The organism is Pseudoalteromonas sp. Isolate3 (genome assembly GCF_022398505.1).
GTDB lineage: Bacteria > Pseudomonadota > Gammaproteobacteria > Enterobacterales > Alteromonadaceae > Pseudoalteromonas > Pseudoalteromonas apostichopi.
On the sequence record NZ_JAKEVN010000148.1, the window covers coordinates 1 to 7,851 of the forward strand.

The 7,851-nt window shown below is 39.4% G+C and carries 7 protein-coding genes; 5 read left to right on the top strand and 2 right to left on the bottom strand.

Features of this window, described 5'->3' with window-relative positions:
* Positions 1–41 precede the first annotated feature (41 nt).
* Positions 42–626: a rhombosortase gene (gene rrtA / locus L1D46_RS18785; protein WP_239978029.1), complete on the bottom strand. Its 585-nt coding sequence runs from the start codon at positions 624–626 to the stop codon at positions 42–44.
* 85 nt (positions 627–711) lie between these two features.
* Between rrtA and ggt the strand changes: the two genes are divergently transcribed.
* From ggt to L1D46_RS18800, 3 genes are all read left to right on the top strand, one after another.
* Positions 712–2,469, top strand: a complete 1,758-nt coding sequence (gene ggt / locus L1D46_RS18790; protein ID WP_239978030.1) for a gamma-glutamyltransferase — start codon at positions 712–714, stop codon at positions 2,467–2,469.
* Between the two features lie 174 nt (positions 2,470–2,643).
* Positions 2,644–4,338, top strand: coding sequence for an NAD-dependent malic enzyme (locus L1D46_RS18795; protein WP_130052291.1), 1,695 nt, complete (start codon positions 2,644–2,646; stop codon positions 4,336–4,338).
* A gap of 134 nt (positions 4,339–4,472) precedes the next feature.
* Positions 4,473–5,189 carry an SIMPL domain-containing protein gene (locus L1D46_RS18800; RefSeq protein WP_239978031.1) on the top strand — a complete coding sequence of 239 codons (717 nt, stop codon included), beginning with the start codon at positions 4,473–4,475 and terminating at the stop codon, positions 5,187–5,189.
* A 1-nt stretch (position 5,190) separates the two neighbouring features.
* On the opposite strand, the gene L1D46_RS18805 is transcribed toward L1D46_RS18800, so the two are convergent.
* Positions 5,191–6,543, bottom strand: a complete 1,353-nt coding sequence (locus tag L1D46_RS18805; protein ID WP_130051511.1) for a DUF2254 domain-containing protein — start codon at positions 6,541–6,543, stop codon at positions 5,191–5,193.
* Positions 6,544–6,662: 119 nt separating this feature from the next.
* On the opposite strand from L1D46_RS18805, the gene L1D46_RS18810 reads away from it, so the two are divergent.
* Both L1D46_RS18810 and L1D46_RS18815 read left to right on the top strand, forming a co-directional pair.
* Positions 6,663–7,037, top strand: a complete 375-nt coding sequence (locus L1D46_RS18810) for an MAPEG family protein (protein WP_130051510.1) — start codon at positions 6,663–6,665, stop codon at positions 7,035–7,037.
* A gap of 1 nt (position 7,038) precedes the next feature.
* Positions 7,039–7,851 (top strand): transporter substrate-binding domain-containing protein (locus tag L1D46_RS18815; RefSeq protein WP_239978032.1); only part of this gene is annotated, 813 nt, incomplete at its 3' end.

The following is a 7,851-nucleotide window of genomic DNA, read 5'->3' on the forward strand; positions in this document are numbered from 1 at the left end:
TAGCAAGGAATAATAACCAGATAATTAAATCGCGAGTAAGGTTACTCGCGATTTCTTATTATTTTTATAAAGACAGGCAAAGCGAGTAGAGTGCCGCCAATTGCGCCGATAAAGTGGGCGTCAATGGCAACATTAGAGGCGATTAACTGACTCACCGAATCACTCGGGCCTGCTATTTGCTCCCAAATCACTTTAGCCCAAGTACCAGCAAACAATAACCAGCCTGAAAACATGCCTGCTTGAACGTCTTTAACGGCGCCCCAAATAATAACTCCGTGAAGCAATGCGCTTAATCCGGTGTAAATATAGATATCTGGACAAAATAGCCAAACACCTAAACCACACCACAATGCAAGAATAGCAATATTAAATGCATAACGAGTAGGGCTTGTATGCTCAGCATGCAAGGCCCAAATTAATAAAATCCCGGCACAATTCAGGCCTAAATGGGGCCAATTTGCGTGTACAAATTGGCTGGTGAAAATACGCCAAAATTCACCATTTGCAACTAAATCACGGTTAAATTCAAGATATTCATTTAAGTTGAAAGTTGCAAACAACGAACTAAGTAGTACTAAACACAAAGGAGGCAGAATATATTCTAGTTTCAGGGGCAGGTTTATCATGTTATTTTTATTGTATCTGAGATTGTCGCCTATTGTGCACGTTTAATTTTAAGATGCCAAATACACTACGGGATTAAGTTTATTTATGTTATTCAAAACCAAAGCGCTGTTAGCTCTGTCCACTTCATTAATTTATTCAACTGCTATTTTTGCTACCCCTGCAAAAGTTGAGACTCGCGAACCTGAAGCCGCAACAGGCTTTGCTCATAAACAGGTTGTTGAAGGCGATAAGTACATGGTCGCTGCCGCAAACCCTTATGCAGTTAAAGCTGGCCAAAAAATGCTTGAACTAGGTGGTTCTGCAGTTGATGCTGCAATTGCAACTCAACTTGTTTTAACACTGGTAGAACCGCAATCGTCGGGGATCGGTGGTGGTACATTTATGATGTACTTTGATAATAAAACAAAAAGTCTTACTAGTTTTGACGGTCGAGAAACTGCACCAAGTAACGCTGACGAAACACTCTTTTTAGATAAACACGGTAAAGCTGTGAAATGGATTGAAGCGGTGGTAGGCGGTCGCTCTGTAGGTGTACCTGGTATTTTAGATGCCTTTGCCACTGCTCATAAGCGTTACGGAAAGTTAGACTGGCAAACCTTGTTTGGCCCTGCTATTGAATTGGCTGATAAAGGCTTTATTGTATCACCGCGTTTACATCAGTTACTCGCTAAAGAGTTAAACCCAGGGGTTACAAAGCTACCTGTTATTCGTGATTATTTCTTCCCAGATGGTAAACCGCTTGCTGTTGGCACTGTTAAGAAGAACCCAGAACTTGCCGCACTTTATAAAGATATTGCTAAACAAGGTATTGATGCTTTTTATAAAGGTGAAAACGCAAAAGAACTTGTCAATGCAGTGCAAAACTCAGCGGTAGCACCGGGTACTTTGAGTGTTGAAGACTTAGCTAATTACAAAAGCAAAGAACGAGCACCTGTATGTGTTGATTATCGCCAGTATGAGGTTTGTTCAATGGCTCCACCAAGTAGTGGTGGTGTAGCTGTATTACAGATTCTGGCCTTACTTGAACACAAAGATATGGCTAAGCTTAAACCAAATTCAGTTCAAGCTCTGCATTACTTTACACAAGCATCGCGTTTAGCGTTTGCAGATCGTAACGTGTATATGGGCGACCCTGATTTTATGCCAATCCCTACACAAGGTTTACTTGATAAAGATTACCTTGCAGGTCGAGCAAAGCTTATCTCTGAAAAAGATGCCCACGCTGAAGCAGGCACACCACCAAACTCACTTGCTTATGCACAGGATGATGCTTACGAATTACCATCAACCACCCATGTATCGATTGTGGATAGCCAAGGTAATGCAGTGTCAATGACAAGTTCTATCGAAATGGCATTTGGTTCAACAGTAATGGTGAACGGGTATATTTTGAACAATCAGCTAACTGACTTTGCTTTATCACCAACAAAAAATGGTAAGCCGTTAGCCAATCGTGTTGAAGCAGGTAAACGTCCGCGTAGTTCAATGTCGCCAGTAATGGTGTTTAACAAAGATGGCAGCTTACGCTTGGTAGTCGGTTCACCGGGTGGTAGCCGCATTATTGATTACGTTGCTCAAGTGGTTGTGGGTGTGCTTGATTGGAACTTAGATGCGCAAACTGCAATTAACTTACCGCGCATTACTAATCGTAATAATTACACAAGCCTAGAAAAGGGCACTGAACTTGCCACCGCTGAAGCCGAATTTGTTAATCGTGGACATACAGTTCGTATCTTAGATTTAAACTCTGGTTTACATGCTGTTGAAGTAAAAGACGGTAAGCTTTATGGCGCAGCCGATCCTCGCCGTGAAGGCATCGCTTTAAGTGATAAAAGCCACTAAAAACAAGCTCAGCAGCCTTAAAGCTGCTGAGTTTTCATGTATACTATCTAGTAAGCTCTTTAGAGCATAAAATTCATTTTCTTCAATGGTCTGACAAGGTGAATTGTCATTGCAATTTCGCCTTCAAGAGTAATAATGTCAGATCATAATTATGACGCATCAAAGCTTGGAAATATGACTACAAATACCGATCCAAATTATCTTTATATTCCTTATTCAGGCCCAGGTCTGATCGAAACGCCACTATTAAATAAAGGCAGTGCTTTTTCACAAAAAGAAAGGGAAAATTTCAACTTAGCCGGTTTACTGCCACCGCGTTATGAAACGATCGAAGAACAAGTTGAGCGTTGTTACCAGCAGTATTCAAGCTTTAGCGATAATTTAAACAAGCACATTTACCTTCGTGCTATTCAAGATAACAACGAAACACTTTACTACCGTTTAGTGCGTGATCATCTTGAAGAAATGATGCCAATTATCTATACACCAACAGTAGGTGATGCCTGTGAAAAGTTCTCAGACATTTACCGCAGTGCCCGTGGTCTATTTATCTCTTACGAAGATCGTTTCCAAATTGATGATATTTTACGTAACGCCACTAAAGGCAAAGTAAAAGTTATCGTTGTAACTGACGGTGAGCGTATTCTTGGTCTAGGTGACCAAGGTATAGGTGGTATGGGTATTCCAATCGGTAAATTATCACTATACACAGCGTGTGGTGGTATTAGCCCAGCTTACACGTTACCAGTAATGATTGATGTTGGTACGAATAATGAAAAACTGCTTAACGACCCTATGTACATGGGTGCTCGTCATAAACGTATTTCGCAAGAAGAGTATGACGAATTCTTAGACCTATTCATCAAAGCTGTTAAACGTCGTTGGCCAAGTGTGTTACTTCAGTTCGAAGACTTTGCACAACCAAATGCAATGCCATTATTAAAACGCTACCGTGATGAAATCTGTAGCTTTAACGATGACATTCAAGGTACTGCTGCAGTAACAGTAGGTTCTTTATTAGCTGCATGTCGTGTTAAAGGCTCGAAACTTTCAGAGCAAAAAGTCGTGTTTGTCGGAGCTGGTTCTGCTGGCTGTGGTATTGCTGAGCAAATTATCAGTACTATGGTTGCTGAAGGTATCAGTGATGAGCAAGCTCGTTCTCAAATCTTCATGGTTGACCGTTTTGGTTTACTTACTGAAGGCATGGAAGGCTTACGTGACTTCCAACAAGCCCTTTGCCAATCTAAAGACGGTTTGAGCGAGTGGACATACAGTGGTGAGTACGCATCTTTATTAGATGTAATGCACTGTGCGCAACCAGACATCCTAATTGGTGTATCTGGCCAACCTGGTTTATTCACAGAACAAGTTATTCGTGCAATGCACGCATCTTGCCCACAACCGATTATCTTCCCGTTAAGTAATCCGTCTAAGCAAGTTGAAGCACTTCCTTCAGACGTAATTGAGTGGACAGACGGTCAAGCGATTGTTGCCTCTGGTAGCCCATTTGATCCGGTTGAGTATAACGGCCAAACTTTCCCAATCCCGCAATGTAACAACAGCTACATTTTCCCGGGTATAGGTTTAGGTGTTATTGCTGCTAAAGCAACACGAATCACAGATGCGATGCTGATTGTATCAAGTGAAACTCTGGCAGAGTCTTCGCCACGTGCTAACACAGGTAAAGGTAGCTTATTACCAGCACTTACTGAAATCCAATCGTTAAGTAAACGTATTGCGTTTGCGGTAGCGAAAAAAGCGATGGAAGAAGGTGTGGCGCTTGAGCTGAGCGATGAAGCGCTATGGGCTGCAATTGAGAAAAACTATTGGCTTCCAGAGTACCGTAACTATAAGCGTCGTAGTATCTAAGCTATAACACGTTGAGTTATTGAAAAAACAGGCTTTAATGCCTGTTTTTTTATATTGTTTTAAAAGGCCTTGTTCATATTCAATTAACTCTTTAAGGTGATAATGAATGGAGTTAATAATTAAGGAACAGTATTATGCGTAAGTTAATTTTCACCGCGATGGCCACCGCGCTAAGCTTTAATGCGTTAGCACAAGCTACACCTGATGCACCGCATATTTACATTCAAGGCAACGCAACTATCAAAGCTATCCCTGATAACGTTAAACTAACAGTGGGTATTGTTGAAGTAGATAAAGATTTAATTGCCGCTAAAAACAAAGCCGATGCTACCATGGCAAAAGCTATTAAGCTTGCTAAAAGCCAGGGTGTGAATGAAAAGGGCATTTATGCGTCTAATATCTCTATACACCGCCAAACAGAATACAACCGTGAAACAGGCAAGCAAAACTTTGTCGGCTATAGAGTAACTCGAAGTCTATCTGTGACTTTAACTGATATTAAAAAGTACCCAATTATGCTTCAGCAATTGGTGAACGCGGGCATAAATGAAATTAATCAAACGCAGTTTATATCTAGCCGTTATGAAGAGTTACAAAAGCAAGCTCAAAAACTGGCAATTAAAGATGCGCGTGATGCCGCAAAAGAGTTTGCCAGTGATTACGGGGTAGAGCTTAAAGGTCTTTATACCGCTTCTAATAGCCCACTAGAAACAGGAAACCAGCCTTATATGCGTGCAAGTAAAATGGTTATGGCTGAAGCTGCACCAGATAACTATGTACCTGATGCATACAGCGGTGGCGAGCTTACTATCACAGCTAGTAGCTATGCCGTTTACTTAATAGAAAATTAGTCTATTGATTGCTGGTGAAGCTTGCCAGCAATTTTTCACCTTGTTGCTCTGAAATACGGGCTATGGCTTTAAGCATATTAGTAATTTGTTCTCGGTCATACTCATTACTAATATGCGTATCGATATCTTCAATAATCGCCCCTAAATAAACAAACAAACTATCTGTTGCTTTTTCGTTATCAGATGCTCTAAACAATATATTTTTAAAAGCTTCAAGTACGTTAACCATGACATAGGCGTCATTTTTTGCGTAGTTACGAATAGGCGTAAAGTTATCGTGCAGTAGCTCATCGAATGATGTTTCGTGTATATAAAGGTGTGGTTGATTGTTCTCGCATCGTTTAAGCGAGTAATTAACATCATAAATATCTAAACGTAAAATCAATAAGATACTCAGCATATCAATGGCTTTTACCGCAGTGCCAGGATCATTAATCCCCGGACTCATGGCTTTTACTGCAATTTCTGAAATTTGTGTCATACCGTAGCGGTAATGGTCGCTGATATACTCTTCGATATAAAAGATAAAACAGTTTAGTAGTTGCTCTACAAGCTCTGGGTTGTCAGATAAGTCAGTATCACATTTTAAAAACGGATAACCTTTAACCGTAAAGAAGCCTTGCTTAACCGAGATATAAATTTTTATACCGTGCTGTTGGCACAATGCGCACAATTTATCGCTATGTGCGCCTTTAAAGTAGCCTTCTGTTTTACTTTTTATGCTATGCCAGTCATCAAAGTCAGGAAAATGCTCAACTGGGTTTTCTTGTTGCATATTAATAATGCATTTAAGCTCGCCTTTGGTATTTTTAAATAGATCGTTTAACACATTATCGACCTGAATCGCTTTAGAAATTGAGTGAATAAAAAACACAAAAAATCCCAGCGAAATCAAACCAAAAACCAAAGAAAAGAAGATACCCAAAGATGGAATTCCCATATCTCCATCGCCAATGGTACGTATGTTTATCAACATTAATATAGTGTAGATAATACTACCAAGATAAAAGCCAAGCACTAATTGGTGCGATTTACGGGTAATTAGTCCAGGTAATACTCGAGGAGAAAGGCTAGCACTGGCGCTGTTTAGCACTACCATAACCATAGAAAAGCTAAAAACCGTTAACGAGATAATGCTTCCTGCAAGCGTACTGAGGATAGTTCGGGCGTTTTCTTCGCTGTCGACCAACAGCACGCCAATCAGCTTTTTAAACTCCATTGATAGTGAAGAGTACTCTACTGCAATGCTAATTAATCCGAAAATCAAAAACATGACAGAGAGCATTGAAGGGTAAAAACCGATACTACTTACCATTTCACGGTAATTATCGGCAATTTTTCTTGGCGTAAACATGCACTTCCTTAAGAACTGTTAGACATTAAATATCATACTGAGCTAACCTAACTACTTACTTAACAGCCTAGCAATAAACAGTGCTAAGCGTCTAACTTTAAATAAAAATTGGAAAAACTGTGATTGTTTCAACTTTTGCTGCCATTTTGGCCATTTTATACATCCAACTTAGCTTTCGTGTAATTAAACTTCGTAAAGCAAAACGTATTTCACTAGGCGATGGTGGTGATGCAAGCCTACAAGCAGCTATACGTACCCATGCTAATTTTATTGAATATGTGCCATTTTCATTGATTCTGCTATTTTTATTAGAGTATCAGGGTCTTCCTAGTCATTTCTGCTATATTTTAGGTTCAATGCTTGTTGCAGGCCGTTTTTGTCATAGTTATGCACTCGTTGATAATATAATGAAATTACGAGCGTTAGGAATGATACTCACCTTCTTAACTATTTTGATCAGTGCAGTGATGTTATTAGTTACACAGGTATTCTAATATGCAGAAAGTTGTTTTTACTCTTACCTTACTGTTTTTAACAAATATTTGTTCGGCAAATGTAAAAACAATCAATGCAAAAAAAGCGGTTGCTATTCCACCTGAAACTCTTAGGGTAATTTACCCTAAGACTTTGCCAAACCTTGATGAAAGTTTACTTTATCCTCTTATATTGCTTCGTACCGCACTTGAGAGAAGTGGTTATAATTTTACTTTAACACCGTCACCAAGACTATTAGGACAAAACAGAGTTCTTAGAGAAATAGCAACTGGAACTGGTATTAATGTGTATTGGAGTATGACCAATACTGAACGTGAAAAAATGTTATTGCCATTGAGAATTCCTATTTTTAAAGGACTGTTCGGGTGGCGTTTAATGTTTACAACTAAAAGGCAATTACCTTATCTAAGCCAAATCAAGACATACGACGATCTCAAAAATATTATATTTATACAAGGCCAGCACTGGCCTGACACAGATATTTTAAAAGGCAACAATTTAACTGTGGCTACTTCTCAAGATTTTGAGTCATTGTTCGTTATGCTTGATAAAGGAAGAGGGCAGTTATTTCCACGCTCTATACTCGAAATAGAGGAGGAAAAGGCTAATTTCGAGAAAAAAATCGACTTGGTTGTTCTTCCGCAACTAATGCTTAAATATAAAAGCCCTATTTATTTCTTTTTTAACAAAGATAAGCCTGAAATTGCAAAAGCGGTGAATGAGGGTTTAAAAGTTATGCGTAAAAGTGGTGAGTTTGACGAGCTATTTTTTAAATATAATGGTGATTTCATTAAAAATGCCCACCTTCATGAC